Source organism: Erwinia sp. AC075, assembly GCF_979253995.1.
The window spans coordinates 41403-66822 of sequence record NZ_CEEDEU010000002.1; the positions used below are offsets into that span (position 1 = coordinate 41403).

General features: G+C 56.1%; 25 protein-coding genes and 2 pseudogenes. 17 read left to right on the forward strand and 10 right to left on the reverse strand.

Annotation, left to right across the window (positions count from 1 at the left end; translation table 11 throughout):
- Positions 1 to 20 precede the first annotated feature (20 nt).
- Positions 21 to 722: a 2,3-bisphosphoglycerate-dependent phosphoglycerate mutase gene (locus AC0IXH_RS23920; protein WP_013199814.1), complete on the forward strand. Its 702-nt coding sequence runs from the start codon at positions 21 to 23 to the stop codon at positions 720 to 722.
- 11 nt (positions 723 to 733) lie between these two features.
- Positions 734 to 1108: a fluoride efflux transporter CrcB gene (gene crcB / locus AC0IXH_RS23925; protein WP_010260804.1), complete on the forward strand. Its 375-nt coding sequence runs from the start codon at positions 734 to 736 to the stop codon at positions 1106 to 1108.
- 133 nt (positions 1109 to 1241) lie between these two features.
- On the opposite strand, the gene AC0IXH_RS23930 is transcribed toward crcB, so the two are convergent.
- The 6 genes and pseudogenes from AC0IXH_RS23930 to AC0IXH_RS23955 form a co-directional block, all read right to left on the reverse strand.
- A complete protein-coding gene (locus AC0IXH_RS23930) occupies positions 1242 to 1643 on the reverse strand; it encodes a VOC family protein (RefSeq protein WP_010260801.1) in 402 nt (133 codons plus the stop codon).
- A gap of 125 nt (positions 1644 to 1768) precedes the next feature.
- Positions 1769 to 3886 (reverse strand): tyrosine-type recombinase/integrase, encoded by a 2118-nt coding sequence (locus AC0IXH_RS23935; RefSeq protein WP_013199813.1) that lies wholly within the window; start codon positions 3884 to 3886, stop codon positions 1769 to 1771.
- A 1-nt stretch (position 3887) separates the two neighbouring features.
- Positions 3888 to 4871, reverse strand: a complete 984-nt coding sequence (locus AC0IXH_RS23940) for a tyrosine-type recombinase/integrase (protein ID WP_010260799.1) — start codon at positions 4869 to 4871, stop codon at positions 3888 to 3890.
- A gap of 73 nt (positions 4872 to 4944) precedes the next feature.
- A pseudogene (locus AC0IXH_RS23945) lies at positions 4945 to 5172 on the reverse strand (Y-family DNA polymerase); the annotation flags it as partial.
- An 8-nt stretch (positions 5173 to 5180) separates the two neighbouring features.
- Positions 5181 to 5630: a translesion error-prone DNA polymerase V autoproteolytic subunit gene (umuD, locus tag AC0IXH_RS23950; RefSeq protein ID WP_471721209.1), complete on the reverse strand. Its 450-nt coding sequence runs from the start codon at positions 5628 to 5630 to the stop codon at positions 5181 to 5183.
- A gap of 181 nt (positions 5631 to 5811) precedes the next feature.
- On the reverse strand, positions 5812 to 6066 hold the full coding sequence (locus tag AC0IXH_RS23955; RefSeq protein WP_471721210.1) for a helix-turn-helix domain-containing protein: 255 nt from the start codon (positions 6064 to 6066) through the stop codon (positions 5812 to 5814).
- Between the two features lie 354 nt (positions 6067 to 6420).
- Here AC0IXH_RS23955 and AC0IXH_RS23960 point away from each other — a divergent pair, with 354 nt between their 5' ends.
- Complete coding sequence (locus tag AC0IXH_RS23960; protein WP_471721211.1) at positions 6421 to 6669, forward strand: hypothetical protein; 249 nt, start codon at positions 6421 to 6423, stop codon at positions 6667 to 6669.
- A 427-nt stretch (positions 6670 to 7096) separates the two neighbouring features.
- Here the strand turns inward: AC0IXH_RS23960 and AC0IXH_RS23965 are convergent, their stop codons facing one another.
- The 3 genes from AC0IXH_RS23965 to AC0IXH_RS23975 all read right to left on the reverse strand — a co-directional run bounded on the left by AC0IXH_RS23965 (position 7097) and on the right by AC0IXH_RS23975 (position 14367).
- Entirely contained in the window at positions 7097 to 10036 is a 2940-nt protein-coding gene (locus tag AC0IXH_RS23965; RefSeq protein WP_471721212.1) for an autotransporter outer membrane beta-barrel domain-containing protein, read from the reverse strand.
- Positions 10037 to 10857: 821 nt separating this feature from the next.
- Complete coding sequence (locus AC0IXH_RS23970; protein WP_471721213.1) at positions 10858 to 13599, reverse strand: autotransporter outer membrane beta-barrel domain-containing protein; 2742 nt, start codon at positions 13597 to 13599, stop codon at positions 10858 to 10860.
- Positions 13600 to 13830: 231 nt separating this feature from the next.
- Complete coding sequence (locus AC0IXH_RS23975; RefSeq protein ID WP_471721214.1) at positions 13831 to 14367, reverse strand: LuxR C-terminal-related transcriptional regulator; 537 nt, start codon at positions 14365 to 14367, stop codon at positions 13831 to 13833.
- Between the two features lie 448 nt (positions 14368 to 14815).
- Here AC0IXH_RS23975 and AC0IXH_RS23980 point away from each other — a divergent pair, with 448 nt between their 5' ends.
- From AC0IXH_RS23980 to AC0IXH_RS24045, 14 genes and pseudogenes are all read left to right on the forward strand, one after another.
- The gene (locus tag AC0IXH_RS23980) at positions 14816 to 15031 is read left to right on the forward strand and encodes a hypothetical protein (protein ID WP_471721215.1); all 216 of its coding nucleotides are present in this window, start codon (positions 14816 to 14818) and stop codon (positions 15029 to 15031) included.
- Between the two features lie 222 nt (positions 15032 to 15253).
- The gene (locus AC0IXH_RS23985) at positions 15254 to 15454 is read left to right on the forward strand and encodes a hypothetical protein (RefSeq protein WP_471721216.1); all 201 of its coding nucleotides are present in this window, start codon (positions 15254 to 15256) and stop codon (positions 15452 to 15454) included.
- A 91-nt stretch (positions 15455 to 15545) separates the two neighbouring features.
- On the forward strand, positions 15546 to 15782 hold the full coding sequence (locus tag AC0IXH_RS23990; RefSeq protein ID WP_471721217.1) for an XRE family transcriptional regulator: 237 nt from the start codon (positions 15546 to 15548) through the stop codon (positions 15780 to 15782).
- 102 nt (positions 15783 to 15884) lie between these two features.
- On the forward strand, positions 15885 to 16268 hold the full coding sequence (locus AC0IXH_RS23995; RefSeq protein ID WP_471721218.1) for a hypothetical protein: 384 nt from the start codon (positions 15885 to 15887) through the stop codon (positions 16266 to 16268).
- A gap of 656 nt (positions 16269 to 16924) precedes the next feature.
- Entirely contained in the window at positions 16925 to 18601 is a 1677-nt protein-coding gene (locus AC0IXH_RS24000; RefSeq protein ID WP_471721219.1) for a DUF4942 domain-containing protein, read from the forward strand.
- A 99-nt stretch (positions 18602 to 18700) separates the two neighbouring features.
- A complete protein-coding gene (locus AC0IXH_RS24005; protein WP_471721220.1) occupies positions 18701 to 19147 on the forward strand; it encodes a conjugation system SOS inhibitor PsiB family protein in 447 nt (148 codons plus the stop codon).
- Entirely contained in the window at positions 19144 to 19863 is a 720-nt protein-coding gene (locus AC0IXH_RS24010) for a plasmid SOS inhibition protein A (RefSeq protein ID WP_471721221.1), read from the forward strand. The genes AC0IXH_RS24005 and AC0IXH_RS24010 overlap by 4 nt, the downstream gene beginning before the upstream one ends.
- Positions 19864 to 20489: 626 nt before the next feature.
- Positions 20490 to 20744, forward strand: a pseudogene (locus AC0IXH_RS24015) (DUF905 family protein); the annotation flags it as partial.
- Positions 20745 to 21135: 391 nt separating this feature from the next.
- On the forward strand, positions 21136 to 21705 hold the full coding sequence (locus AC0IXH_RS24020; RefSeq protein WP_471721222.1) for a hypothetical protein: 570 nt from the start codon (positions 21136 to 21138) through the stop codon (positions 21703 to 21705).
- Between the two features lie 99 nt (positions 21706 to 21804).
- Positions 21805 to 22173 (forward strand): hypothetical protein, encoded by a 369-nt coding sequence (locus tag AC0IXH_RS24025; RefSeq protein WP_471721223.1) that lies wholly within the window; start codon positions 21805 to 21807, stop codon positions 22171 to 22173.
- Between the two features lie 708 nt (positions 22174 to 22881).
- On the forward strand, positions 22882 to 23127 hold the full coding sequence (locus AC0IXH_RS24030) for a hypothetical protein (protein ID WP_471721224.1): 246 nt from the start codon (positions 22882 to 22884) through the stop codon (positions 23125 to 23127).
- Between the two features lie 122 nt (positions 23128 to 23249).
- On the forward strand, positions 23250 to 23498 hold the full coding sequence (locus tag AC0IXH_RS24035; protein ID WP_471721225.1) for a hypothetical protein: 249 nt from the start codon (positions 23250 to 23252) through the stop codon (positions 23496 to 23498).
- 38 nt (positions 23499 to 23536) lie between these two features.
- The gene (locus AC0IXH_RS24040; RefSeq protein WP_471721226.1) at positions 23537 to 23869 is read left to right on the forward strand and encodes a DUF5983 family protein; all 333 of its coding nucleotides are present in this window, start codon (positions 23537 to 23539) and stop codon (positions 23867 to 23869) included.
- A 48-nt stretch (positions 23870 to 23917) separates the two neighbouring features.
- The gene (locus tag AC0IXH_RS24045) at positions 23918 to 24739 is read left to right on the forward strand and encodes a DUF932 domain-containing protein (RefSeq protein ID WP_471721227.1); all 822 of its coding nucleotides are present in this window, start codon (positions 23918 to 23920) and stop codon (positions 24737 to 24739) included.
- Between the two features lie 151 nt (positions 24740 to 24890).
- Here AC0IXH_RS24045 and AC0IXH_RS24050 read toward each other — a convergent pair whose 3' ends face one another.
- Complete coding sequence (locus tag AC0IXH_RS24050) at positions 24891 to 25190, reverse strand: hypothetical protein (RefSeq protein ID WP_471721228.1); 300 nt, start codon at positions 25188 to 25190, stop codon at positions 24891 to 24893.
- Positions 25191 to 25420: the final 230 nt, after the last annotated feature.

Sequence of the window (25420 nt, forward strand, 5' to 3'; positions counted from 1 at the left end):
CCGGCACAGGAGCACAGTCTTTGGCACCTTCAACGCTGATTCTCCTGCGCCATGGCGAAAGCCAGTGGAACCGGGAAAACCGTTTTACCGGATGGACAGACGTGCCGCTGACGGACCGGGGGCGGCAGGAGGCTGACCGGGCCGGTGACGTGCTGCGGGACGCGGGCCTGCTGCCCGATCGGGTCTTCACCTCGGTGATGACGCGCTGTGTTCACACGGTCTGGCGGGTGCTGGACCGTCTTGGCCGCAGCTGGACGCCCGTGGACAAACACTGGCGGCTGAACGAGCGGCACTACGGTGCGCTGCAGGGGCTGAACAAGGAAGCGGCTGCCCGGATGATGGGTGCAGAGACCGTCCGGCTCTGGCGCAAAAGCTTCAGCGGCATTCCCCCCGCGGACGCAGGGGCTCCGGCGCAGCTGCGTCGGGACCCGCGCTACAGCCGCGTTGCGCTGGCCGACCTGCCTGCGACGGAAAGCCTGGAAATGACGCTGCGTCGCGTCATGCCCTACTGGCAGCACGCCGTGATGCCGCAGATACTCTGCGGAAGTACCGTTCTGGTCGTGGCGCACGGCAACACGCTGCGCGCCCTGGCCGCCTTCCTGGACGGCATGCCACACGACAGCTTGGCACAGTTGCATATCCCGACCGGCGTGCCGGCCGTATACCAGATGGATGCGGCCGCACAGGTCGTTTCCCGTTATGTTCTGAATATAAAAAAATAAAAGGAGTGAACGTGAATCAGCTTTTTGCTGTCATCACCGGCGGTGCTTTAGGGTGTGTTATCCGCTGGCAGCTGGGCGCGCGCCTGAACGCGCTTTTTCCGGACCTGCCGCCGGGGACGCTGCTGGTCAACCTGCTGGGAGGGTTTATCATCGGAGCGGCGCTGGCGTATTTTCTGCGCCATCCCGGCCTCGATCCGGCCTGGCGGCTGCTCATTACCACCGGGCTGTGTGGCGGAATGACGACCTTCTCCACGTTCTCGGCTGAGGTTTTTGCCCTGCTGCAGTCCGGCAGCTATGCCTGGGCAGCCGCCTCGGTGCTGATACACGTGCTGGGTTCGCTGGCCATGACGGCGGCCGGATTTTATATCATGACGCTGTGTGGTTAACCCGAGGGAGACCTTAGTGCAGTGACCGCTGCACTGAGGTATATTGTTCAGAAGCGCTCTCTGCAGGCCAGACCTGACAGGGTTTACGCTTGTAATGCTTCCCGTACACCTGAGGCGCTGCTGTGAAAGAATTTCAGGCCTGCCTGTTCTGGTAAAGGTCCCAGCGATTGCCGTAGATGTCCTCAAATACGACAACCATTCCGTATTCTTCCTCCCGTGGCTCCTGAAAGAAGTGGACGCCTTTTGCCTTCATAGCATTGTAGTCGCGCCAGAAGTCGTCGGTCTGCAGGAACAGAAAAACCCGTCCGCCGCACTGATTGCCGATAAAGCCTTCCTGCCGGTCGTTCGACGCGCGGGCAAGAAGAATAGCACAGTCGCTGTCAGGGGCCGGCGTCACCACGACCCAGCGCTTACCCGGCTGCGGCGTGTCTTCAATGAGGGTAAAGCCCAGCTTATCGGTGTAGTACTCAATTGCACGATCGTAGTCATCGACCACGACCGCCACGTATCCCATACATCGCTTCTGTTTTCTCATCTGCTGCTCCATCAGTTACGGCATTACGCCCGTTATAATCAGCTTTATATCAAATACGGCGTTCAGTTATCTGTACTGATTCTGCACTGATACCCTCAGACCTGACATTGTAAGCATCTGAGCAGTCAGGATTGTGGGCCCAATCTTGTAAGAGCCTGCTCAACCTTTTCAGCATCCTGCTCCAGTATGGCTCTCTCATCGGGAGTGAGCGGGACCTCTTCGAGGTAACGCCGGATGGATGCTTTACTCTCCAGTATCAGCCCGCGCGCGCTATCCTTCAGCAGGTTAAAATCGCAGCCGATGCAGGCCATCCGGTGCGGGCAACTGCTCCAGAAGGGGTTCGTACAGTATGAGTCGCCCAGATCGTAGTAGGTCGCGGGCCCGGACAGGCTGGCGGCTTCAGGATCGTGGTCAACCAGCACGCTTATCATATGAGCGACCCTGTCGGCTTTGACGAACGAGGCAGCCAGCTGAGTCGGGCGGATGCGAAGATAGTGCATTGTAGACTGGGGCGTTGAATGGCCCGTCCACTGCATCAGTTCGTACAGCGACATGCCCTGCGGTACGCTCGCCAGCGCGGTCACGGCTGAGGCCCGCCCCCGGTGGCTGGTTATCATTCCGCCACTGTCTTCACAAGGCACGCCCGCTCTTGCGCATAGCATCGGTATCACGGTGCGGTTGAGGATAGCGCTGCCGGCAGGCTTACCCCGGTACTGAAACAGAAGCCGGACTTTCTCACCGGTTCGCTCGTCAGCGAGCAAAGCCTGTTCTGCCGGACGCTCATCCAGCCATATGTCGACGTATTTTTTCACCACGGCCGCCACCGGTTTAACAAAGGCTTTTGAGGTTTTTCCGGCAGGGATATGCAGGTAACACAGGGTTCCTGCCGGGATGATACTTCCGTCGTCCTTCACGATATCGTCCGCCTGCGGCGCGATGCACCCGGTTGTCAGGCGGAGCAGTTCGTTCTTTCTTACCCCCGCATGGGTCCAGATGACGGCCATTGCCTGCAGCATGGCCAGTGGATAATGTATTTCAGTGAGCAGATCTTCCTGACGCAGATTGAGGCTGGCCCAGATGAGCTTCAGCCAGACCGGATCGTCAATAACACGGGGATTGACGCCGCGACGGAACAGCGGCGTATCCGGTGTGGAAAGATGGCGGGCAGGGCTGAAGTGCAGGCGCCCCCAGCCCCAGTTTTCGTAATCAATCATAAAACGGCGCAGAGAATAGATAAAATGCGCCCTGGAATGCGGCATCATGGGCTCGCCGGAGCGCACCGATTTGCGGGTGCCCCTTTCCGTGCCCAGCTGAAGCTCATCCACGTTCATCCGGCCTACCGCCGCAATGAAGCTGGCGCAGGTTTCCATTGTCCAGTCTGCCGGTTCCCGAACCTCCGGATGCTCCTTTTTCAGCCAGAGGCCGCAGCGCAGAATAAAGCTGTACTGGCTTTCACGGGTGCGCGGCCTGAGCACCGACGTTTCCCGCCAGCGCCGGCACCAGTGCACCCAGGCCGGATCGACGCCTTCGACCGGCTTTTCGTACCATTTTTTATAGTTTCGCATCCTCACCGGGGCGCTGATAATCCCCAGTGCGGCAAGTGCATGTGAAACGCGGCCGACGTAACGGGATATTCCCTTGTCTGTCCCGCTCTGGGCGCGCCAGAGGAGTTCAGGCGTAAACGTTTCAAGCCGGGGATCCCTGTTCATGATCATCAGTGTTGCCAGTATACCCGAGACATGATTTTTCTGGCTGGTCGGGGCATAACCCAGCGACGTCAGCGTATCAGTCAGCCGGTCCAGCTCCTGGTGATAAAAAGCCTGGCCGAAGATGGCAGAAGCATAGAGCGCGGGTTTACGTATATCAGGCAGGCTGAGCGGGTCATGCAAATCAGCCAGATGCCAGGCAAAAGCGGCCATTAACGGACGGCCCTCCCTGACTTCCCGGCACAGCGTCAGCCAGCGTTCCTGCGGCCAGCACCAGCAGGGCATGCCGTCTGCATGCATTTCGCGCAGCAATCCGGCTATCACCAGCCCCGTGATTTTGCTGCCGCATCCGCTTCCGGCGGCAATGTCCATCAGCGGCCTGATGAGGTCCGGCACCGGCTTCGTTCGCAGCATACGGGACCGGCTGTGAGCGCTGCTCAGTGCCGTCCGTTCAGCGAGGGTCAGTGACGCCTCAAGCCGGTATTCAGTCATGTCGAACGGATGCCGGCTGTTTTCAATCGGTGTGTGTGGGCTCATGTTATTTCTCTGTTCTGAAAATGAGGTTCGCCATCCTGATATCTGCCGTTTCAATCGCGCCAGCCATCCGGGCAGCCAGGTCCCTGCCAGAAAGATGAATATAAATCTGTGTTGTGGTCAGGTCGCGGTGTCCTGCATAGGTGGCAAGTTCGTGCAACTTCCAGCCCGCGCGGGCAAGGTGTGTGAGTCGCAGGTGCCGGAAGGTATGGGTTGAGATGTCCGGCATCCCAGACTCAAGCGCCCATTTCCGTACCGTTTTGCTCCAGGTCCAGAATGAAAGCGGCCCGCCCTGATTACGATCGGACTCAGAACGGAACAGGGCACCTCTTACGATTCCGGTCCGCTTCATCTGCATAAGGTGCGCGGCCAGCACTGGCACTACTGCCGGGCTGTAACAGACAATTCGTTCACGCCGGCTCTTGGTGGTTTCTGCCCGGATGCGGATGAGCCGGTGAGCAAAGTCGAAGTCGTCAATACTTAGCGAGGTAATTTCAGACCGACGCAGCGCGCCGTAATAGGTTAATGCCAGCATCAGGCGGTCACGCAGTGGGGAAGCGGCGGCATGATAAAGAAAACACTGCCACTGCGCATCGTCAGGAATGCGCGGCAGCTTTACAACGCGGGGAACCAGTCCCCGGCCGGAACTCAGCATGCCGGGCGTGCCGGATCGGGGCAGCGGATTGACCGTGCAAAGATCCAGGTACATGAGAAAGTCATACCAGAGGCGGATCGCCGACAGGCGAAGCTGGAGCGTGGCGCTGGCCGCGGAAAAAGGCATCCCGGGTAACTGAGGACTAATATAGGCAGCCAGGTCTTCAAACCGCGCCTTTTCAGGTTTAATTCCGTTCTGGCTGCAGAACGCAAAGTAATGACGGAGGGCATTGCGGTAGGCTGTTAGCGTGGCCTGCGCCCGCCCCAGATCGGATAACAGTTGCAGCCAGCGCTCTGCCAGCAACAGAACGTGTTCACTCGGTGGAATCAGCATTGCATTCTCCTCTGACAACAGCTTTGCTGTTCAAAGTTTACTCAATCAATGTTGCATTCCACGTAACTTACTAAAGCGCGTAATTTGAACTGAACACATTCACGCGTTCTGCGTACTCCTGGCTTTTTATCTGGAACCAGGGGGCCCCCATTTTAATTCCAAGCTTTTTTGCGCCGGCTGAGCGTGCAATGACGCACCCGTCATTGTTGGACAAAACGATCACCGGCTTACCGCGGAGGTCAGGGCGGAAAAGTGCCTCACAGCTGGCGTAAAACGAGTTCACGTCAGCCAGTCCGAACATGGCCATGATTACCTCCGGCGCGCGCGCGTGCTGTTAAAGAACCAGGTGACGACGCCGAGCAGCTGCAGCTCCTCAGGATAAATCGTTTCGTATGCCTTATTCATGGGCAGCAGGGCCAGGCGGGGCTGCAGCTGCAGGCGCTTGACCGTAAACTCCCCGTTCACCTCAGCGATGACGATATCCCCATGTGAGGCCTCCTCAGCGCGATCGACCACCATGACGTCGCCGTCAAACAATCCGAGGTCCTCCATGCTGCTGCCGCTTGCACGAACGAAGAACGTTGATGCCCGCCGGCGAATGCACAGTTCGTTAAGGTCGAGCTCCTTTTCGACGTAATCCTGGGCAGGGGAGGGGAAGCCAGCCGCGCAGGGTTCAGCAAAGAGGGGGACTTTCACCTGCGGCATGAACACCGGTGGCCAGAGCAGGGTCAGGCCTTCAGAATGGATGAACGTCTTCATGACCTGCCACCCGACATTAACTGATGTGAGCTTTGCCGTTTTGACTGAACTGACTGCATAAAAATCCCCCTCCAATAACACTGTTTATATATACAGTATCGGTGAGAGCGGATTTTATGGCAAGAGGAGGAAAGCCGGACCCCCTGAAATTGGGGGCAGGTACCTGAAGGGCTGTGTTTTTTTATTTTCCGGTCGCGTCAGCCGTCATTTTTTGCAGCAGATCCACCATGTGAGCCTTGCTGACATGCTCAGACTGCAGTGCCGGCAGCATGTTGCTCAGCGTGAGCGTCACCGTGGCCAGCGCAATCGCCCGCTTCACGCGTTCTGCATTCTCGTAGTCTTTGTACGTGCGAAGGCTTACCCCGAGCTCTTCGGCAGCCCTGTCGCGGCTCCAGAGCAGGCCCCGGCGCCAGAGCCTCAGTTGCCAACCTGCCATATACTTTCTCCTTACCCATCAACTTTATTCCATTATCTCAATAAAAGTGCAGAAATTGCACTTTTTCACGATTAATTAATTTTCCATATTTCACTCTCTGGGGGCCGCTTGGAAAACGGAAACTATCCTACGCTAGGCCTGCGTCTTAAGCAGGTATGACGGGCCGCTTTGTGCCAGGAGCGGACGTTGCTTACATTACGATATATTCATTTATGGAGAGCAGGTCACATGCCTGGCATTACGTATGAAAGCCGATACCAGAGGGAAAGAATGAAGCGTTTAGAAATATCAGAGAAACACCTGGCACAAAAAATGAAGGTAGTGAGTTAAGAAAAACGAAGAAGTGCAATCAGAATGGCGTGTGAACTCGCTTTTCAAATCTGTCCGGTAGACCTGCCTGTAGTGGACGAATCACTCAGGCAACTACTATCAGGATATAAGCTATCGATCGAGCAGGTTTCAAAACTGGAATGGCTGGCCGCACAGTTAGATGAAGAATATTTTAACCTGCATGATAGTCAGAACGAAGAGAAGGAATTAAATCCTCAAGCTTTGCATTTGAGTATCAGCTCTCGCTTGCGCCGGGAGAGAGGATTCAATTGAGTCAGCAACCCAAGCAATTTATGAAGCAGCCTCAGCCATTGATGATGGCCTGGTTTTGAATGCAGTCTTTTCGGTTCGGTCAGAGATTTAGTCGACAGCTATATTATGGTTCTGCGGCATTCGCTCCTCGCTCAAAGCTGCCTGTCAAAGTGGTCAAGCTCTACCACCGCTCAGAGGTACAAAAAACCCACCTTAACGTACAATAATTTTCGATATCCAAACTGACCCCATTTACTGTGCTGGTATGTCCTTCCTGGCAGGCTGGAATGATATAAAAACGCGCTTTAATTACAGACCAGCTTGGACAGAGGAAAATATTCTGGATGAATCCTGATTTATATGTATATAACAGGCAACTTAGAGTGGAAATCAGACAGCAAGCTTATGAAGTGAAACCGGGTACTGAGCCGTAATACCCGGTGTGTTTTCAGAAACTGTACTTAACGCCAAGCATAGCCTGTGTGTCGGAGTAGCCATCGCCCCCAATCTGCTGGCCAATGGCACCCGTTACGTTCAGCTGTGGGGTGATACGGCCCTCAACACCAGTCTTCAATTCGCCAATGTTACGGGTGCCGGTCTGGGCAATGGATACGTCGTTCATGTTCACACCGTATTTTTCAGTGTTGTGGATCCAGTTGGCCTCAATGAATGGCTTGAAGTCCCGCTCCTTACCTTCATCAATTGCGCTGTGACCCTTCAGGAATGTCTTCACCCCAAGTGAAGTACTGACGTTGTCATTGCCTGAGGAGCTGATGAGGGTGCCGTTATCCTCCCGGTGCTCATCGTTTTTGATACCTGACCAACCCACGCGAAGTTTAGGCTGAACGTACCATCCCAGGCGTTCACGCTGGAGTACCTGCCAGACATAACCGCTCTCAACGGCCGCAGACAGTCCGTTTGAACGATATGACTCTTCGGGAAGCCCTTCACCGGTCACATTGTTATCAAACCAGCTGTACTGAAGAACGCTGTCCAGATAAAGACCTTTCTCATCCGTGCCTTCTGCATACCACGTGCCGTAAAGTCCAGCAGTGTATCCGTCAACTTCACCCGTTGCCCGGTAACCGGTCTCGTTGGAGTGGGTATTACTCCTGCTGTGCCCATAACCTCCGAGGGCACCCAGCCGCCATGCGCTGCCTCCACTGGATTCACCCGTCGCCAGGTCACCACCCAGCATCAGCACGTACCGGTTAGTCTGGGTATGCAGTTGGCCAGAATCATCGTCACTGCGGGTGTGGCCACCGGTATTTTTCATCCAGAGACTTGTCAGCTTCTGCTCCCCGGTGATGGCATCCGTGTACTCCGTTTCGCCCAGCCTGTCGGACAACGTCGAATTAAACATGGTGCTGGCCGAAGCGAAGTTTGCGCCGTATGCACCGGCCTCAGCACGGATAACCGGCACGGCAGGAGTTATACCCGGATTGACGACTTCACCGCCGCCACCGCCACTATCGCCGCCACCGCCACCGCCACCGCCACCGCCACTATCGCCGCCACCGCCACCACCGCCACCGCCACCACTATCGCCGCCACCGCCACCGCCACCACCACCACTATCGCCGCCACCGCCACCGCCCGTATCTTCCACCGAGCTGCTCAGATACCAGTTGCCGCTGTTACCTCCCGCACCCCGAACGAGGCGGTAGTCATAAGCACCGGCAACAAGACGTCCTGACTGGCTGAAGATGCCGTCAGAGATGCCCCCCACGCTGACGATTTCGATGCCATTAAGCGTCTGTGCGCCCGAGCCACCGAGATTGTCAAAGGTTACGTTCGTGTTACCGGCGGTATTTCCGGTGACGACAAGGCGGTCGGTGGGCGAGGCGTCATCACCCAGAACCGTATTCAGCTCAAGAAGCCCGCTGTTGCCGGTATAATCGCCGTTAATCGTCAGCACGGTTCCCGGGGAACTGCCCCTGAGGTTAATCACCCCGCCATTTGTCACGCTGCCGGTTGTCTGGCTGAAGCCGGTCAGTTCAAGTGCTGCGTCATCAGAAATGGTGTAGTCAGCATTCGGGCTGAGCGTATTTTCGCCTCCTGCCACAAGGGCTCCGCCATTTACCTCGGTATTTCCTTCCCAGGTATTCGCGGCCGTCAGAATGGTCGTTCCGTTGCTGACCTCAACGTCTCCGGTTCCCTGAATGAGGTTGGCGAAGACATACCCGGTATCCGTATGGTTGAAGTTAACAGTGCCGTTTCCATCACCAAAGGTCACCACAGCCCCCTGCGACAGAGTGCCTGCAGCAGTTGCGGGCGTACCGGCCGCGGCGCCAATGTTAAGCACCCCGCTGGACGTCGTCTGTGAGGCAATGGATAGGGCATCCGTGTTGAGCACCCCACCATCCTGCAGCGTCAGACTCCCTGCGCCTGCCCGACCAATAACGGTTGTCCCCCGAGTAGCGTTGATGAGGGAGTTATTCCCTGTTACAAGCGCAGTACCCGTTCCGCCGGAGACGTTACCCAATACCAGAGATTCACCGTTCGAAGGCGTGCCGCTCAGCGCGGTATTCAGCGTGCCACCGTCTTCCACGATAATCCGGCCGGTTCCTGCTGCCCCGATCCCGGCCTGGATGTTCTGATTGCTGCTGAAAAGTGAGCCGGCACCCGAAATGAAAAGGGTACCGTCACCCGCCGCCCCTCCGATGATGGTATAGCTGTTGGTCAGAATGCCCCCGTTGGTTACGTTGACCGTACCGGTTCCGTTGTTACCTACAAGGGCATAGCCGATGGAGCGGGAGCCGTTCACATTAAGAGTTCCGCCATTGACATTGACGACGCCATCGGAGCCCGTTCCGTCACCGATCCTCAGGGTCAGTGCGTTAACGGCCCCTCCCGGGCCGATATTAACCGTTCCTTCGCCACTGCTGCCGATTACCGTGGTGCCCTGACTGTTCCAGACGGAACCCGTTCCCGACACGTTAACAATGCCGACCGATCCCGTCGCCGCGCCTATCCTCGCGGCGGCAGAACTGAACGAGGCTGCGCCAACCAGACCACCGTCCAGAATATCAAGTTCACCATAAGCGCCGGCGCCACTGCCGAGAATGATATTACGGGCCATGTTCAATGATGAGCCTGCCCCGGTTACAGTGGCGCGGCCGCTACTGTTCTGAAGGTTACCAATATAAAGACCCTGATTGCCGGAAACCTGAGAAGCACCGTCAACCACTAATGTTCCTGCCGGATTCAGGGGGGACCCACCGCTCACGGTATTCCCGACAATAATGTTGCCAGTATAAGCCGGCGAAGGGGAATTGCTGCTCACCTGGTTAACATCACCATCAAACGTTGCGTTTCCATAGGCAGCAGAGCTGAGGGCGGTCAGAACAAGCAGGTGGATCCGGCTGACTCTTAATGTGTTTTTCATTGGCAGTCGTACCTGGAGTTAAAGGATGGATAAAATAATAAAAATCAGGTTAAAAATAAAAAAACACTGACTAAATGAAAGCTATAGTAAGGTCGATATTTTTTTTGTATCTGAAATTTCAGGGCGGGCCCCAGAAAGTACGGTGTTTTTTCTAGTTTAGATGTTTTTAGGTTTTTAGGTTTTTTTTTCATTAAAAGACAAAAAAATAAACGGAATATCTTCGGCTATAAAGTCCATTTTCGGTTAGTCACTTTTCACGTTCCTGTGGCCCGACCCGGAAAGCTGAATATGTCGAGCCCTTTACATCAGATAAATGAGGGCCGCTAACCATGAGCTAAAGAGGATCCTGAAGGAAGTCACATCATAAACTCCGTCATCTTAAGATAAGAAGCAGAGCGGGGGCACGCTTGAATCATGACAACCTCCCTTCACGCCGAAGCATCGCGATGATAACTGACCCTGTTCAGAAGGCAGTTGCACTTCTTGCAGAAACAGGATGCTGCCATCATCGATTTTACTAAACGGCACTTAAATACTGCTCAATTGAGTTTTATTGACTTCAATACAGGAAATAAAAAAAACAAAACTTGATTTAATAATACCGGATCATAATAGTGAAATGTGATGCCACTCACATAAATGCAGGAACCCAGGCAGCATGAGAGTGATTACAGACCGGACAAGGGGGGATGACAACCCGGAACAAAATCTGGCCGGCAGCAGTGAGTTATCGCGTTGTTTTAAGGCTGGCGAAGTGAGCGCGATCACGTATAAAGTCCGGCCGGGCGTTGCTGATGCAGCAGGCCCGCCCGGACGGGGGATTAACGGAAGGTGTACTTAACGCCCAGTACGGCGCTGGTGTCGGCATAATCATTGCTGCCAAACCGGCGTCCAACATAGCCGGTCAGGTTCAGCTGCGGCGTCAGTCGGCCTTCAACCCCCAGCTTCACTTCACCGGCATTACGTGTTCCGGCCTGACTGACGTTCACGCCATCCATATCCACTCCATAGCTTTCCGTATTGTGGATCCAGTTAACTTCAGCGAAGGGTTTGAAGAACCGGCCTTTTCCGGCATCCTGCTTACTGTAACCTTTCATAAAGGTTTTCACCCCGACGCTCGAGGAAAGATTGTTATCACCCGTCCCCTTCACGCGGGTGCCATTGGCTTCCCGGTGCTCACCAGCCTTCACGCCGGACCACCCAAGGCTGGCTTTGGGCTCAATAAACCACCGGCTGTTAATTTCGCCGCCCACCGGTAACACGTAGCCGGTTTCAAGCGCGGTGCTGATGCCATCCGATCGGTACTTCTCTCCCTGCAGGTCGTCTCCTTTGACCGTATTGTCAAACCAGCTGTACTGCACAACGGTATCCACATACAGCCCGCGCTCGCTGCTGCCGTCTGCAAACCAGGTGCCGTAGAGGCCTGCCGTGTAGCCGTTAACGTCGCCTTTTGCATTTGCACCAGTAATACCCGACCGGGTTTTACCGTGGCTGTTGCCATAACCGGCCAGCGCGCCAAGGCGCCAGGTATCGCCACGTGATGAGCCGCCTGCCGCAAGGTCGCCACCGAGCATCACGGAAACGCGGTTGGCCTGCGTTTTCAGCTGACCGCTGACGTCGCGTGAGCGTGTATGACCACCGGTATTCTTCATCCACAGGCTTGTCAGGCGGCGCTCACCGGTAACGGCATCCGTATACGCCGTTTCACCCATGCGGTCATCAAGCGTCGTTTCGAATAAGTTTGCCGCTGCGGCAAAGTTCGCGGCATATGCGCCCGCTTCAGGACGCAGCACCATCGGCTCAGGACCAGGACCAGGACCAGGACCAGGACCAGGACCAGGACCAGGACCAGGACCAGGACCAGGACCAGGGTCAATTTCCTGATTATTCAGATACCAGTTTCCGGCATTTTCACCTTCGCCCCGTGTCAGATGATAGTCATAGGCACCGGCAACAATTCGCCCGTCTTGTGTAAAGTCACCGGCAGAATTTCCCCCGACAGTGATCAACTCAATCCCGTTTACGGTCTTGCTGCCACTGCCGCCCAGATTATTAACCGCAACGCGCGTGGTACCACTGGTATCGCCTTGTACAACCAGGCGGTCGGTAGCGGAATCATCCCCACCCAGCACGGAGTTAAAGACCATCACGCCATTCTCACCTGAGTAATTTTCACTTACGGTCAGCACTGCTCCGGAAGATGTGTTGCCGAGTGACACAACCCCTGCGTTGGCCAGACTCTGTACCGTCTGGTTATAGTCACTGAGCGCCATGATAGCGTCTTTTTTTACGCTGAAATCCGAGCGGCTGCTGAAGGTGTTTTCCGCACCGGCACGCAATTCCCCGCCGCTGATGCTGGTAGTGCCCGTGTAGGAGTTTTTGCCGGTGAGGATCGTTGTGCCGGAATCGACGTTCACGGTCAATAACGAGCTTCCTCCGGTGATAGCAGAATTGAAAATGTAATCCGCGTCAGTATGATTAAAGTTAATTTCAGCCGTACCCAGCCCGACGATAACCGCACCGTTATCATCCGTGATCAGATTGCCGGCGGCGGCGGAGGCATCGCCCCTTGCTGCGCCAATATTCAATATCCCGGAGGAACCGGCACTACCCGCAAGCCACACGTTGTAGGTATCAAGTGTTCCTCCGTTCTGAAGCGTAAGCGCGCCTGAACCGTCTTTCCCAATTGATGATGAATTGGTGCTGTTAGGATCACTCAGTCCCGTTCTGCCGAACGTGTTGATAACGGAGTTCTTACCCGTGACGAGCACGGTACCCGAGTCGCCCACCTTAAACCCGATATCAAGCCCGTTTGTTGACCCGGGCGTCGTGCCGTCAAGCGAGGTGGTTACCCTGGCGCCGCCGGCAACAACCATACCGGCGGTTCCGTTCTGCTGGCCAACGTTCAGGTATTCTCCTGTATTAAGCTCGGATCCAGTTCCCGTAACAAGCAGCTCGCTGCCTTCCTGCGATTCTCCGATATTCGCCACCCTGGCGTTAACCTTACCGCCGTTGCTGATCTCTGCCGAGCCGTCGCCGTTTATTCCAACAAGAAAGTTTGCACCAATATTCAGAATACCGCCGTCGGTGACCAACAGGGTACCTTTGCTGCCCGCGTTGCGGCCAAGCCATAAGGACTGTCCGACATCCACAACTGCCCCGTCTGAAATCGTCAGCAAGCCTTCGCCTTCCGTACCAACATCGAGCGTACCGTCTGTTATCCAGCTACTCCCGGCTCCTGATACGTTTGCCATGCCCAGGGTGCCCGCACGGGTGCCAATGTAGCCGGAGTTCCCCCCCCAGGAATGACTGATAACCTTTGCACCATCAGTGATATTAAGCGTGCCTGACCCCTGATTACCCACATACAGAGCACGGCTGACATTCAGTTCTGTGCCCGCCCCGGTGATGTCAATACGCCCGGCGGTACCCGGCAGTCGCCCGATGGTAGCACCGATACTGACGTTGACTTTGGTCCCTCCGTTCAGGAGCAACGTACCACTGGGACTATGAATATCACCGGCAACGGTGTTGCCAACAAACATGTCACCCGTAATAGTCATGACAGGATCGCTGGTGCTGGACTGGTTTGTGTCTCCGGCGAACGTCGCGGAAGAGATGGCACCACGCGCTGCCAGTAAAGAAATAACAAGGAGGCTTAATTTAAATTTTTTTATTTTCATGATTTTTCGTATTGTAGTTGGTTGATAACCTGGTGTGGGAATTAACTTGTAGTTCCCGGTTGTTTTGTTAAATCAGAGCGGCACATATCCGGGGGTTACTAAAGTTAATAACTAGAGCAAACAGCGATTTAAGAAACAATAAAGATAATTAATATTTGGCTGATGGAAAATTTCTTTCAACTTAGAAATGCAGGAATATACTGTCTTTGGGGATACATTCAGTATCTGGGCGATGTTATCCACAGAGTGCCCCCGGGATATAAGGTCCATCACGGATTCAATACGACGTGAAAGCTGAACCTCACCGGAGTATTTCGCAAGGCATTTAAGGGTGGTATCAAGACTACCTTCATTGTTTAAAATATTCTTTATAACATATGACCATCTTGTCAGCGGATCGGTTACATGAACGCCACAGTGCAACTTGTGGCGGTCTGCAGTGATAAACCGGTCATTCAGAATAACTGCAACTTTACAGTCCCTGTTATACATTGAATAAAAATTTGCGAGATGGAACATCTCTCCTACAGAATTGAACGCGGCAGAGTCGAGAACGATAAATTTTGCTTTCAGTTTCCCGATATAATCCTTAAAAATTTCACTTATAGCTTTCTGAGTGAACACACATGATGAATGAACTTTAAGCATGATTTAATCCCTTACAGTTGGTGTGCATTATCATGGTAACGTTACGTTACTGTCCACTTTGTAAATATTTTTGAGTGATGGGGTTTAAAGGTCAATAAATTCAGTGATTTGATTCATGTGATGTAAATATAAAATTACAGTGTAAAGTTACCACTTAGGAAAAATAAACATTAATTTAACATCATTAAGACTTTTCTTGGGTTGCCAGCCCATGGTACGGCATGCTGCATATCGGTTTCTGGAGACGTCCTGAGTTATAGGGAATGAACTGTTCCCAGTTAATTGTCACACGGCATTGTTAGCAACATCGCTGGTGACTCAGTTACGAACGTCTGCTGATCGCTCAAAGTTGCCTGACATGACTGCTTAAAAAACAAGCTTTACGTTGGATATTTTCCGTTTTCCAGGCGGCCCCCATCTCGATGATGTTCTTTATTACGGCGTGGGTATGTCCACCATTCAGGCAATGGCTGAAAACCTGCGGGCTGAGCAGGAACAGGCCCGTCTCGCGTCGGTCCCGGCCGCCGCGCTGGCTAAAGCGCTCCGGCTAGCGGCCGAGTTTTTGCGACTGGCTGATACCGAGGGCGGAGAGGGGGCGGCTGCCCGGCTGTATCCGACAGAAACAGCGGCTCTCGCACAGGTCAGAAAAGCACTCGATAGCTGATTAGAGAGGGGCAGGGAAGCCTCTCTGAAACATCCGGCCGTTGATCCGGGTCGATAGTTTTGGCCTTAGAATACGCAAAAGATGAAAACCGACAGATAGCAGTTTTTGGCTGCCAGCGATTAAATAATAAACTACGGACCTGGTTTAACAGGCGGTGCAGGAGTATAATAACTGCGTGGGATTCAGAATGGCTGAGTCCCGGCCCCGTAAAGGAAGAGACCGATGTCTGCAACTGATATGAATGAACTTAACGCACTGAAAACGAATGCTGAAATCGCAAAACTCATGGCGGAAACGCAGAAACTGAACGCTGAGGCGAACAAGTTTAACCGTGAAACGCTGTGGTATCCGCTGGCGGTGGCGAGCGGACTGGTGGGTGCCGTGGCAACGGCGACCGCCCTGATCATCAAATACATCTCTTAATTACTGACGGGAGAGGTAAACCTCTCCCGCTTCAATCATGCACAAAATAACCAGTTTCACGCCCCCTTCTGCCGGTTCGCTTGAGCTGCTGATGAAGCAGCTCGGCTGCACGAATGGCCAGATGGCTGCGCTCTCCGGCGTTAAAGACGGAAATCAGTGGCGCAAATACACTGGCATCAATCCTGCACGCACCATGTCAATTCCCGCCGCGTTCTACCTGGCCGCGCAGCTTGCGCTATCACAGGATGAATATGCCCGCGTGCTGGAAGAAATGCGCAAAATTGGCGCCGATGTGAAGGCCGAAATGCTCATACCTGGAAAGTTATAGCGTTGAATATACAAAAGTATATGCCAGCATTTACATACTTAACTTTCTGATTTTTGGTAATAAATTTACCCAGTAAAGTTATCCATTTTCAGCGGAGAAAATATGCGCCTTTGGGTTTTGGCTACCGTACTGAGCGGATTGTACGTGGCGATTTGTTCGCTGATGCCCAGTGGATCAATCAGCACTCTTCAATTCTGGGCCGGCTATGCGTTCAGCCTGATCGTTGCCTTGTTATGCAGGAAAAAGGCCACTAAGCCCGCTGACAAAGCTATATCTCTCAGAAAAATCATTCCTGTTGCTGGTCTGGCCTTAGCAGGATATGGCTATTATCTCTGCTCCCGGGCCCCAGAAAAAGTAGAAACCGGCGCCTTTGAGGCCGTGACCGAAACATCATATATGGCGTTAAGTTTTGCCTGTATTTCAACAGTAATGTGCCTGATATTTATCATAATACTTAAAGTCACCCACAATCGAAGGGAGCGTTAATCCCCGGTTAGTGCTGACACAGAAAAACTTTTCTGACAATCCCTTCGAATTCCTGGTGACCCTCCCTGACGTTTATCCTCCCGTTTTTTTCTGCTTTCTGAATCTTTCCCCCTGATTTTTTCTGTTTCTGTCGGGCAGCTGCCGCAGGGCTACACCCGCAAAACCTCTGGCCCCCTTCGGCTCCCCGGCGGTGCCGGGTCGTCGAGCCCCACTCCGCTATCCGGCCCCTGCCCGGTAAGCTCCGCCGGATCCCTCCGGGGTCCGGGCCTGCCGGCTAGGGTCTGATGGCTGACTACCAGGTCAACCCCTGCAACCGGCTTGCGCCGGTGCGTTCACCGCCCCTCCGGGGCTTCAGGGGCGACCGCTCTTGCGGTCTCTGACGGCTTTTACGGCATCCGGCCGTGCCCTTCGCGGAGGGCTGGTCGTAGCACCGCCGGTTCGTGCAAAAAGGGGTGAAGTGCACGCCGCCAAAAACTTTCTGCAAAAGGGCCGCAAAAACTTTTTGTCGTCGCCCCTTTATGCCCTCTCTTCGTCGTTGCTCCTTTGCCCTTCGCCGCGAAAGGCCAGACCGGAAAGATAAAAGCCGCGTCAGAGAAGGTCTTTTTCGGGTCCGCAGCACCGCTGCAATTATTCAGCCGGACTTAAGGAGCTATGCCATGCAAAACACACACGCCACCGCCACCCCTGAAAACACCGCGCGCGCGACAATCACCCCGGCCGGAGAGGTCATCAGTGACAACTTTTTTGCGCCCGTTGAGGCCGACATGATTGATGGCCTGCTGGGCCGTTACGCCCTCACGCGCGCAAAGCTGAATGAGATTTCAGCCACCCTTCGCAGCGGCGAAAATGACCAGGCCGTGTCGCATTTTCTCCGGGGCAATCTGAGCAACGGCCGTGGTTTTAACGTGCCGCCGGTGAGAACGCTGTTTGACCTGCCGGGCGCTGTGGCGTCACTGAATGCAGAATTCTGGCAGACCGCGCTGAACATGACTGACGTTTACGAGTACATGCCCAACGAACGCCGCAACGAGTGGAACGAGCAGATCCGCGAGATGAAAGCGCCTGACTTTGATGAAAACACCGTACGCGTGACGCTCACAGAACTGCTGTTTTCACGTGAGAAATTTTTTGCTGAGCGCGTTGACGGGATTTTCCGCAATCTGTCCCGCGAACACGTCACAAACCGCCCGGAAGGGTTCGGCAAACGCATGATTTTAGACCGCGTTTATGATGAGTGGGGCGGCAACAACTATGAACGCACCGGCTACATTGACGACCTGCGTCAGGTTGTCGCCAGATTCATGGGCCGCGACCCGACCAGCTACCGCACCACGGATAAGATCCTGAAAATTGCCCGTGAGCGCTCCGGGGAATGGCTGGCGCTGGACGGCGGCGCGCTGCGCGTAAAAGCGTTCCTGAAGGGGACTGCACACCTTGAAATTCATCCTGATATGGCCTGGCGGCTGAATGACATTCTGGCCTTTTTGTATCCGGCGGCTATTCCCGCTGAGCACCGCCAGAAGCCGCGCACGAAGCATAAAGCCTTTGATCTGTGCACTAACCTGCTGCCGTTTTCCGTTCTGAGCGAGCTGGGCGAGATGGAGATCGAGCGAACCACCCCGCTACAGCGTAACCGCTGGGACGAACCGCGCGAACCGGTCACGACAAATCCGTTTAACCGCCGCTTTAAGGGCTCTGACGCGAATAATGCCGCACGTGAGCAGGCGGAAACCGTCCTCCTCGGCCTGGGCGGGGTGAAAATGACTAAAAACGCCTTCAGCTGGTTTGAATTTGACTATGACCCGACAACCGCTATTCAGGACATCCAGTTAAGCGGCGCGCTTCCTGACGTTAAATCGCACCAGTATTACCCGACAGCAGCCCCGCTGGCTGCGCGGTTGCTCGATGAGCTGGCCATTCAGGGCGGGGATACCTGCCTGGAGCCAAGCGCGGGCATGGGCGGCCTTGCCGACCTGATGCCAAAGGCGCAGACCACCTGTGTGGAAGTCTCCGCGCTGCGCTGCCGCGTGCTGGAAGCGAAAGGGCATAACGTGATCGAAGCCGATTTTCTGCAGTGGGCGCAGGACACCGCCAGCCGTTATGACGTGGTTGTGATGAATCCGCCGTACAGCGAAGGGCGCGCCGTTGCGCATCTTAACGCGGCGGCGGAGCTGGTGAAGGCGGGCGGGCGTCTGGGGGCCATTCTGCCTGCGGGCAGCGACCGTAAAGACCTGTTGCCGGGATGGGACTGCAGCTGGACCGGACCTCATGAGGGGATGTTTACCGGGACACGCATCAGCGTGATGTGCCTGGTGGCCTACAAGCCGGAGTAACACCGGCAACAACCGGCAGGGCATGGCCCTGCCGGAAACCGCCCCGGCCAGAACCGCAGGGCGCACACTTCAGACCCTCACGACAGAGCGCAGAACAGCATGACCAGAGAAGAAAAATTTACCCTTAACACGCTGCAGACCTTCACCGGCTGCGATTTTGAAGCCTACCGCGATCGGGGCGAAACCTTCCGCCAGCGTATGAGCGGGGCGGTACTCAACGCCCTGGAACTGCCCGGCAGCTGGCGCACGGATTGCGAAATGCGCGGCGAGTGGGGCGGGGCGTTTCCGGTACATCTGCGGCTGACCCGCCCCGACGTGGATGGGCTGGCCATCGAGCTGGTAAGTCCGTCATCCGGCTCCCCTCTGTGGTGCGCCTTCATTGACGATGCGCGCACTCAGTCGCGCGAGCGCCTGTCCGTCAGCTATCAGTTTGATCCTGACGGGCTGCGGGCAAAGCTTTTGAAAATCACGGAGTACACGCGCGCGGGTTTTACCGGTGCCGGTGAGCTTATCGCCGCGTTGCGCATGGGAGGGCACGCGGCATGATCCCGAACTCAATGGCGCTGGTAACCCTTCTTCCTGAACGTCAGGCCGCCCTGCAGGCCATTATTGCCGTCGAACGGGCGCAGCAGACCGGTGCCCGACTGGCCCGTTATCCGTTTACGGCGGCGTTTATGAAGCAGCTGAGCGGCAGCAGCCGTATCAGCGTGAAAACCCTTAACCGGATCCACGGCATTTATTACCGCCCGCGTAGTAAACGTGCGCCGCTGCCCGAGTGGGAAAATGCCCTCGATATCCTGCTCAGCACGGCGGGGGAGGTATGCCCGCTGCCGCTGCCGGGCGAGCTGGCCGGGACGCTATTCCCGGAAGCCGTTTTCCGGCACACGGAGCGCGCCGGGCATATGCTCAACAAGAGGCTGACCCGCTCCGCGCGTCGTTCACTGCAGGCCGCCGACCACGAACAGCAGCGGGTTGAGTGCACTATCCGGCAGGCAGAGCTTGAGCTGGCGTTTAGGACGCCTGAGACGCTGCGCGGCTGGTTCAGCGCCTGGTGTGACGACGTGCCGGAATACGATTTGAAAAACATGATTGCCGCCTGGGCGCGACGGTTTCCCTCACTGGCGGGACTGGAAACCCTGCAACTCTACGCTGATGAGGCCGCCTGCGAGGTGGCGGGCGAAATTCATCAGCGCGCGCTTTGCATGAGCCCTGTACAGAATGACCTGAACCGCTGGCTGGTACCAAACAAACTGACGGGATGAAAGTAATAGCCGGTGCTGACGCACCGGCCATCATTCCCTTCTGACGTGAACATCCCTTTTATATCCCTTACGGTCCGTTCTGTTGCGTCATTCTTACTCTGCGGGTAAGTGGCAAGGGGCAACCCCAACCCCAACCCCTTCTGGCCCCCTTCGGCTCCCCGGCGGTGCCGGGTCGTCGAGCCCCACTCCGCTATCCGGCCCCTGCCCGGTAAGCTCCGCCGGATCCCTCCGGGGTCCGGGCCTGCCGGCTAGGGTCTGATGGCTAACTGCCAGGTCAACCCCTGCAACCGGCTTGCGCCGGTGCGTTCACCGCCCCTCCGGGGCTTCAGGGACGACCGCCCTGGCGGTCTCTGACGGCTTTTACGGCATCCGGCCGTGTCCTTCCGCGGAGGGCTTTTCGTAGCACCGTCCGCCGCCTTCCCGTACGGGTACGCTTCGCCGTTCCTCGCCCGTTCGCACTCGCCAGGGCTCGCTTGCGCTGCGGCCTGCGGTGACGCCCGTACTTCAGTCGTCTGCCGTTGCTCCTTTGCCCTTCGCCGCGAAAGGCCAGACCGGAAAGATAAAAGCCGCGTCAGAGAAGGTCTTTTTCGGGCAGCCGGATTACCAATTTTATACAGGAGCACACCATGACCACGATCGAATCAGGCACCACCACTGAACTGCGCTGTGTTGCAGCGCTTGGCGATGGCGCGTTTACCCGCGCCCAGGCTGAAACCATCACGGCTGCGTTCAGCAACGTGTTTATTGAGGACGATCAGGGGAGTCACTTCCGCCTGGTCGTGCGCGAGACGGCGGGTAGCCTGGTCTGGCGTGCGTTTAACTTTGAGTCCGAGGCGGGCTACTGGCTGCGTAGCTACATCACCCGCTATGGCATCCAGAAACCGCTGGCTGAGCGGCTTACGTCGCTGACAGAGCTGAACGAACAGCAGCTGACTGACCTGGCTCGCCGCGAATTTTTATGTTTTGAACTTCGTGAACTGGCTAAAGCCGTCGTCGTCACGGCGCTGGCTGGCAACGCTTCAGCACTTCCGGCTTCATCGATCGAGGTCTGGGCGAAAGCAGGGCATATGGCGCTGGAGCTATTCGGGGAGCATGGCGAAACCATCTGGATGAACGAAGGCCAGTGGCTGACACGCGAGCTGGAAAAGGGCACCGGCCGGGCGGCTGACGACGCACGGGCGTAAAAAAAGCAGGGTAGCCCCCGCTTCTTTCACGGCGGCCAGAACGACCTGGCCGCTCATCATTACATCAGACACTCTGGAGAAACACACGATGAACACCGCCGCTGCTCTTTCGTTACTGCCTGCCCGCGCCCCTGTCTCTCAGGCCGATATCACCCGCGTGCTGGGTGAATACTGCTTTATCCGCCTGGATAACGGCGACGAGGCCTTTTTCCATAACGGCCACTGGCTGACCGGCGCGGACGGTGCGACTGGTGAACCCTCCGTCATGGGGCTGGCTCAACGTGCCGCGCGCGCGGGCTGTAAGTCTCTGCGCTGTGTTGAACTGCCGGTGCCCGATGACGCGGACTGGAGCTGGGACGACGTCGCCGCGCAGCTGGCGCGTTGCTCCGCCACTCGCCAGCTGCGCGGCGAGATGACCATTACCGGCAGCGAAACAAAGCAGGGCCGGGGCGTGCACGTGTGCAACGATCCGCTGCTGAGCGGCATTAACAGCAACCTGTGGTTTCCGCTGAGCGCTGGCGAGGACTGGTTTGCGGGTATTGAGCGCGTGCTGGTCATGAACGGCGTGGCGGAAAACGTGGTACGCCTGGAGCCGCTGCGCGACTGCCCCGAATACATTGATTTTAAGGTCGTCTATAACCGGAAAGTTTCCGACTGACCCGTAAAGAGGCAGGGTTAAAACCCTGCCAGTGTCCGCCCCGTCATCTGCGATGACGGGGGACCTTAAAGAAACACCTCACACCAACAGGGGATCAGCATGACTTCAGTACAGAATTTTTCGCCGGAACCCGGCGCGCAGGACGGTAAAGAACCAGAAGCAGGGCAGGGCTGCACGATGGACACGCTCAAAGAGATTGCAGCCTTAGCGACGGATGCGCCGTTTCCTATGGTCATCTTTGGTAATACCGATCGCGCCGTGGCCGCCGCCGAAGCGCTGTGGCTCTTTGCGCGCCGGACGGGGCTGGACGCGCCGGGGGAATGTCCGCGCACGGTCGTTCAGGATCTTATGGCCAACCTGATGCACCTGTGCGCGCAGGAGGGGATCACCTCAGAGGGCATGCCGTTTTCATCACTGGTCAGTATGGCCGAAATGCATTTTGAAGATGAGCGTGAAAACGACCTCTGAACCCGCCGGGGCAATGCGCCCCCGGCACCCAAGGCGTGTCCTGCCAAAACGGAGGGAAACGCCCTTACGGGCAGGGATAAGCCGGTGCTGGCGCACCGGCCATCCCCTTTCGTGTGGCCGGTATCCTGTTTAATTTGTCCTTCTGACGCCTGCTTTTCTCCCTGCTGTTAATCCCTTTCAGAAGAACTTAAAACCAAATGCCACACCGGGCGTCGCCCTTCGGGCCGTTCTGTCATGCTGCGCACCGAGCCGGCAAGCCGTCTCTGCCCTGGCCCTTCGGGCCGACGGGTTTCCATCACTGACGCAACCCCGCGCAGCCAGCCACGGGCTGGCGCTTTCACTGGCCGCAGGGCGGCCGCTAAGGTCCACGGCGTTCCGCCGCGGGTGGTCCCTCCCTCCGGCTGTCTTTTCCGCTGCCGTTCATCCCTTACGCGGAGGGCTGGTCGTAGCACCGTCCGCCGCCTGCCCGCAAGGGTTCGCTTCGCCGTTCCTCGCCCGTTCGCACTCGCCAGGGCTCGCTTGCGCTGCGGCCTGCGGTGACGCCCATGCGTTCATTCGACTGCCGTTGCTCCTTTGCCCTTCGCCGCGAAAGGCACGACCGGAAAGAAAAAAGCCGCGTCAGAAGGAGGGTTTTGAGGGCACTGCGTCCGGTCAGACTCCCCGCCCGCGGCAGGCTCTTTAACAGTAAACAGGCACCCGGAGGCAATCATGAGCGATTTACCGCTGACGCCAACCCAGTTTTTGGATCTGACCCTGTACGTGAGTGAGAACGGCAAATTTTCCGGCTGGTCAGGTATGGACTGGCAGACGCTGTCCCGTTACCAGTCCGTTGCCGAGCCGGGTAACCCGCCGGAAGGCGTCACGCTGTATCTGGCCGATGGGTGGCCAGTTGCCGTGTATGCGTTTGATACCGGGTACACGGTTATCAGTGGGGCAATACTGACCGCGCTCTGAGCGCTGAGGAGGGAAAAGAAGAAACAGCAGAAACGAAAAAGGCAGGGTTTCCCCTGCCTCTCCGCGCCGCAAAGCCTCTCGTAAAGGCCGCACGGCAATCAACAAAACTATGAGGATTAATCATGAATATTGCTGAAGTCACCATCATTGCACCCCCTGCGGATTATGTAAAGAGCGGGAACGCTATCCGTCATCCGCGCGTCTGTCGTGATGACGTCGCCGTGCAGGACATCGCACCGGAAATTCGCGCGCGAAGCCGCCACGTTGCGCACCGTGCGCAGAAGCGTCAGTCAGTCCGGGTGCCCGCCATGCGCGGGAGCGAATGGGGCCAGTTTCTGCGCGGTCTTGAACTTCACCGGGCGCTAGCCTGATAACGGAGTGCCGCCCCGTGAGGGGCGGCAACAAACATATGACTGACAACAATAACGCCGTACTCCGTTACATCATGCTCAGCACGTCCCACCTCAGCCAGGCTGACGCGCTGACGCTTGCCTACCTCAGCGACCCGATCGAGAGTGAGGAAAAGCACTCGCACGAGTGGATACACAATACCGGAATGCATAACGGCTATCTGATCCGGCTGGACGCGCGCGCTGATGCGCTGGGTGAACTCAGCGCGTTGGGCATTTCTGACCCACTGTGCGCAACCCTCGCACTGCTCAAAACGTCGCTTAACGTGTCAATGATCCACTTTGACAGCGAATCCGATGTGTTAACTGGCCTGCCCGTTTACGACTGGTAACTATTTTAGTGCGGGGTTACTGACCCCGCACAGAACGAGGAATACAACATGACCCGATTAGCTTCTTCTTTCCGTGCCGCCAACATGATCCGCAAAAACCGCCCTCTGACTGATGATGAACTTCGCCAGCACGTGCCGAGCATTTTCTCACAGGACAAACATGACTCCCGCAGCGACCGCTATACGTGGATACCGACCATTACGCTGCTGACGCGCCTGCGCAGTGAAGGTTTTGAACCCTTCTTCGCCTGTCAGCAGAGGGTACGCGATCCGGGCAGAACGGGGCACGCAAAACACATGCTGCGCCTTCGACGCCGTGACCAGGTGACGCACAGCGAAGTGTCAGAAATCATTTTACTGAACAGCCACGACGGCAGCAGCAGCTATCAGATGATCCCAGGGCAGTTCCGTTTCGTTTGTGCTAACGGCATGGTCTGCGGTGAAACGTTCGGGGAAATTCGCGTACCGCATAAGGGTGACGTGGTGGGGCAGGTTATCGAGGGGGCTTATGAAGTCGTTAAGCGTTTTGAAGCTATCGAGTCATCGCGTGATGATATGAAACTCATCCGTCTTGATAAGCACGAACAGCGTGCGTTTGCGGAAACCGCACTGGAGTATCGCTATGATGGTATGCATGTTCCGGTGCTGCCTGAAACTTTACTCAGAAGTAACCGCCGTGAAGATGAAGCGGACGACCTCTGGACGGTATACCAGCGGACACAGGAAAATGTCATTCGCGGCGGACAAACCGGACGAACTGCAAAAGGACAGCGCACAAAAACCCGGGCGATTAACGGCATCGATGGTGACATTAAAACGAACCGTTTTCTCTGGTCACTTGCCGAAAAAATGAAAGCACTGAAATCCTGATGACAACACCGGGGCGCTCAGTGTGTCCCGGCAGACCTTACGCCAGTATAAAAAACTGAATCGTAGTCTGGTACCGACTGGAGCTACAGATAAACAAAAACGCCGCCTGGTAACCCGGGCGGCGTTTCCACATCAGGCCGCTAAAATCATCTCACTGGCCTACTTCGTCTTTCTTCTTATTTCCAGATTTCCGGCGGGTAGTTGGCGATTTCCCCCCGCGCACCACTGTGGAAATTGCCCGCTCGCTAACGTTCATTTCCATTGCATCCATGCATGCCTTTATTTCCTTCACGCTGTACCCTTTCTGGGTCGCCAGTGCGAGGATTTCAGACTTCAGCGCCTCCAGCATCTCATCCGACGAAATCCGGTTTTTTGACTGGTCTGGCATGGTAGACAGCTTCTGGCGTGCCGCCTCAATCTGATCCTGAGTGAAAAACTTCTGAGCTGCCATTGGTTACTACTCCTGAGAAAAACCTGAAAACACCATTTCACCGCAAAATCACCCGCCGCACCAGAAAAAAACCACCCCTGACGCCATCTAATTCTACTAGCGCACTGGCTATGAAGCGAACACCATTGTAAAATAACGGACAGGAAATGTTTTGTCATTACCGTCCCCACGGGGACAGCATTGACAAAACGCCTGGTCAGGGCTCCGCCCCGACACCCCAAACCGTGCCA

What these genes read in the sequence shown, in the direction of transcription:
- AC0IXH_RS23930 (WP_010260801.1), bottom strand. Translation starts at nt 1,643, where the DNA reads ATGAGAAAACAGAAGCGATGTATGGGATACGTGGCGGTCGTGGTCGAT.
- AC0IXH_RS23935 (WP_013199813.1), bottom strand. Translation starts at nt 3,886, where the DNA reads ATGAGCCCACACACACCGATTGAAAACAGCCGGCATCCGTTCGACATG.
- AC0IXH_RS23940 (WP_010260799.1), bottom strand. Translation starts at nt 4,871, where the DNA reads ATGCTGATTCCACCGAGTGAACACGTTCTGTTGCTGGCAGAGCGCTGG.
- umuD (WP_471721209.1), bottom strand. Translation starts at nt 5,630, where the DNA reads ATGAAGACGTTCATCCATTCTGAAGGCCTGACCCTGCTCTGGCCACCG.
- AC0IXH_RS23955 (WP_471721210.1), bottom strand. Translation starts at nt 6,066, where the DNA reads ATGGCAGGTTGGCAACTGAGGCTCTGGCGCCGGGGCCTGCTCTGGAGC.
- AC0IXH_RS23960 (WP_471721211.1), top strand. Translation starts at nt 6,421, where the DNA reads ATGGCGTGTGAACTCGCTTTTCAAATCTGTCCGGTAGACCTGCCTGTA.
- AC0IXH_RS23965 (WP_471721212.1), bottom strand. Translation starts at nt 10,036, where the DNA reads ATGAAAAACACATTAAGAGTCAGCCGGATCCACCTGCTTGTTCTGACC.
- AC0IXH_RS23970 (WP_471721213.1), bottom strand. Translation starts at nt 13,599, where the DNA reads ATGACTATTACGGGTGACATGTTTGTTGGCAACACCGTTGCCGGTGAT.
- AC0IXH_RS23975 (WP_471721214.1), bottom strand. Translation starts at nt 14,367, where the DNA reads ATGCTTAAAGTTCATTCATCATGTGTGTTCACTCAGAAAGCTATAAGT.
- AC0IXH_RS23980 (WP_471721215.1), top strand. Translation starts at nt 14,816, where the DNA reads ATGTCCACCATTCAGGCAATGGCTGAAAACCTGCGGGCTGAGCAGGAA.
- AC0IXH_RS23985 (WP_471721216.1), top strand. Translation starts at nt 15,254, where the DNA reads ATGTCTGCAACTGATATGAATGAACTTAACGCACTGAAAACGAATGCT.
- AC0IXH_RS23990 (WP_471721217.1), top strand. Translation starts at nt 15,546, where the DNA reads ATGAAGCAGCTCGGCTGCACGAATGGCCAGATGGCTGCGCTCTCCGGC.
- AC0IXH_RS23995 (WP_471721218.1), top strand. Translation starts at nt 15,885, where the DNA reads ATGCGCCTTTGGGTTTTGGCTACCGTACTGAGCGGATTGTACGTGGCG.
- AC0IXH_RS24000 (WP_471721219.1), top strand. Translation starts at nt 16,925, where the DNA reads ATGCAAAACACACACGCCACCGCCACCCCTGAAAACACCGCGCGCGCG.
- AC0IXH_RS24005 (WP_471721220.1), top strand. Translation starts at nt 18,701, where the DNA reads ATGACCAGAGAAGAAAAATTTACCCTTAACACGCTGCAGACCTTCACC.
- AC0IXH_RS24010 (WP_471721221.1), top strand. Translation starts at nt 19,144, where the DNA reads ATGATCCCGAACTCAATGGCGCTGGTAACCCTTCTTCCTGAACGTCAG.
- AC0IXH_RS24020 (WP_471721222.1), top strand. Translation starts at nt 21,136, where the DNA reads ATGAACACCGCCGCTGCTCTTTCGTTACTGCCTGCCCGCGCCCCTGTC.
- AC0IXH_RS24025 (WP_471721223.1), top strand. Translation starts at nt 21,805, where the DNA reads ATGACTTCAGTACAGAATTTTTCGCCGGAACCCGGCGCGCAGGACGGT.
- AC0IXH_RS24030 (WP_471721224.1), top strand. Translation starts at nt 22,882, where the DNA reads ATGAGCGATTTACCGCTGACGCCAACCCAGTTTTTGGATCTGACCCTG.
- AC0IXH_RS24035 (WP_471721225.1), top strand. Translation starts at nt 23,250, where the DNA reads ATGAATATTGCTGAAGTCACCATCATTGCACCCCCTGCGGATTATGTA.
- AC0IXH_RS24040 (WP_471721226.1), top strand. Translation starts at nt 23,537, where the DNA reads ATGACTGACAACAATAACGCCGTACTCCGTTACATCATGCTCAGCACG.
- AC0IXH_RS24045 (WP_471721227.1), top strand. Translation starts at nt 23,918, where the DNA reads ATGACCCGATTAGCTTCTTCTTTCCGTGCCGCCAACATGATCCGCAAA.
- AC0IXH_RS24050 (WP_471721228.1), bottom strand. Translation starts at nt 25,190, where the DNA reads ATGGCAGCTCAGAAGTTTTTCACTCAGGATCAGATTGAGGCGGCACGC.